Raw genomic sequence first — 1704 nt, forward strand, 5'->3', positions numbered from 1 at the left:
GCGAACCATCAGAATTATTTACCAGGGTTAGAGCAGGAATACCCGGGCTTCCTTGCGCACCTTCAGCAAAAGCTGAAAATGACAACAATGACAGAACGACACCTAGTGCTAGGAGTGCAAAAGTACGCACTGAAAACTTTGACTTCGTTGTCATAGCTTACCCTCTTGAGAGTTAAGCTCAGAGCTGCCTTGCTCCTCAGGCGTACTTTTAGTGAGCAAGCCTTTTAAAGTTGTCGAAAAATCGGAATGTGCACCACGACCACCACCTTCTTGAGCGTTATCACTAAGATCAGAATCGCTGTCAAAAGTATGCAAACAAGAAATCTGCTGATTGGTAACACCCAAAAGAAGTGTCTGCCCTTTTACACGAACCAAACTAACTTTTTCTCTTGCACCAAGCGGAAGAGACGAAAGCACTTCCATTTCTCTATTTTTAGCAATATTAAATCCGCTAAATCGGCGAGCAAACCAAGCCAAGACAAAAATGAAGACCACCATTGCGAATAAAGTAGCGACAACAATAGGCCAACTCGTTATCGGGTCGTACTCTGGTGCACGAGCTTTACTAAGGTGGGTCGATTCAGTATTTGAGCTGACAACTTCGTTTTCAGTTTTTAACGTATCGTCTAACTCAACTAATTGTTGCTGTGGCTCAGTGCCAGGATTCGTAGAATCTGAGGATTCATTAGCATACACAATACTGGTGCTCAGTATGAACACCACACAAAGGCGAATCAGTAAGCCCACAAAACTACCCTAAACGCCTGATACGTTCAGTTGGACTTACTACATCAGTCAGTCGAATACCGAATTTATCATTAACCATAACAACTTCACCATGAGCGATTAGTGTGCCATTGACCAAAACATCTAATGGCTCACCGGCCAAGCGGTCAAGCTCAATAACGGAACCTTGATTCAATTGTAATAAGTTTCTGATCGGAATGGAGGTATTACCGACTTCCATCGATAACGTAACAGGTATATCCAGAATGACATCAAGATCGGGAGCGCCTGGGCCACCAGCACCAGCGTTAGCAGCCGCAGCTGGACGCGAATCAAAAGACTCTAGAGGCGCAGACTTAATATCATCAGCATCATCCCCTTCGATAGCTTCAGCTTCGGCCATTGCCGCCGCCCACTCATCCTCAACACTACCTTCGCCGCCTTCAGAATCACCAGACTCTTCCATTGCAGCTTCCCATTCAGATGCTAGTTTTTCGTCTTCACTTTGATCTTCGTTATCACTCATTTTCTTCTTCCAAATTTTCGTCAACTACACTGGATATGAGGTTGGGTCGTTCAATTTTTTCTTCAATTTTCGCCGCTAACTGACCATCACTTTGCCCAAGCTTTGCTTTGAACATAGGGACCTTATTCGCAGTTAGCGTAATAAACTCTGGCATTTCTATCGGTATAACATCACCTTTTTCAAGCTTGGCAACATCTCTAAGTGATATCTGTTCTTCTAGGACTGTCGCATTAAGAGGCACATTAGCCTCTAAAAGATCTTTCCGAATAGTTGTCATCCAGCGCTCGTCAACATCGTCAACATCACTCTGGACACCAGCATCGAGGATCTCGCGAATCGGCTCAATGGTAGAGTATGGAATGGCCAGATGAAGGTCTCCACCACCGCCATCTAGTTCGATATGAAAGGTACTAATTACTATCACTTCACTAGGGCTAACAATATTCGCCATT

Annotated in this window: 3 protein-coding genes; all 3 read right to left on the reverse strand. The window is 44.4% G+C overall.

The window, feature by feature from the left end; translation table 11 throughout:
• Nucleotides 1-150 precede the first annotated feature (150 nt).
• Nucleotides 151-747, reverse strand: coding sequence for a flagellar biosynthetic protein FliO (gene fliO / locus A3766_RS23680; RefSeq protein WP_068511678.1), 597 nt, complete (start codon nucleotides 745-747; stop codon nucleotides 151-153).
• A gap of 4 nt (nucleotides 748-751) precedes the next feature.
• A complete protein-coding gene (gene fliN / locus A3766_RS23685) occupies nucleotides 752-1252 on the reverse strand; it encodes a flagellar motor switch protein FliN (protein WP_068511675.1) in 501 nt (166 codons plus the stop codon).
• Nucleotides 1245-1704 (reverse strand): flagellar motor switch protein FliM (locus tag A3766_RS23690; RefSeq protein ID WP_068643088.1); only part of this gene is annotated, 460 nt, incomplete at its 5' end. The genes A3766_RS23690 and fliN, both read right to left, overlap by 8 nt.

Source organism: Oleiphilus sp. HI0132 (genome assembly GCF_001635845.1).

Coding starts and splice junctions, on each gene's coding strand:
- fliN (WP_068511675.1), bottom strand. CDS start 1,252: ATGAGTGATAACGAAGATCAAAGTGAAGACGAAAAACTAGCATCTGAA.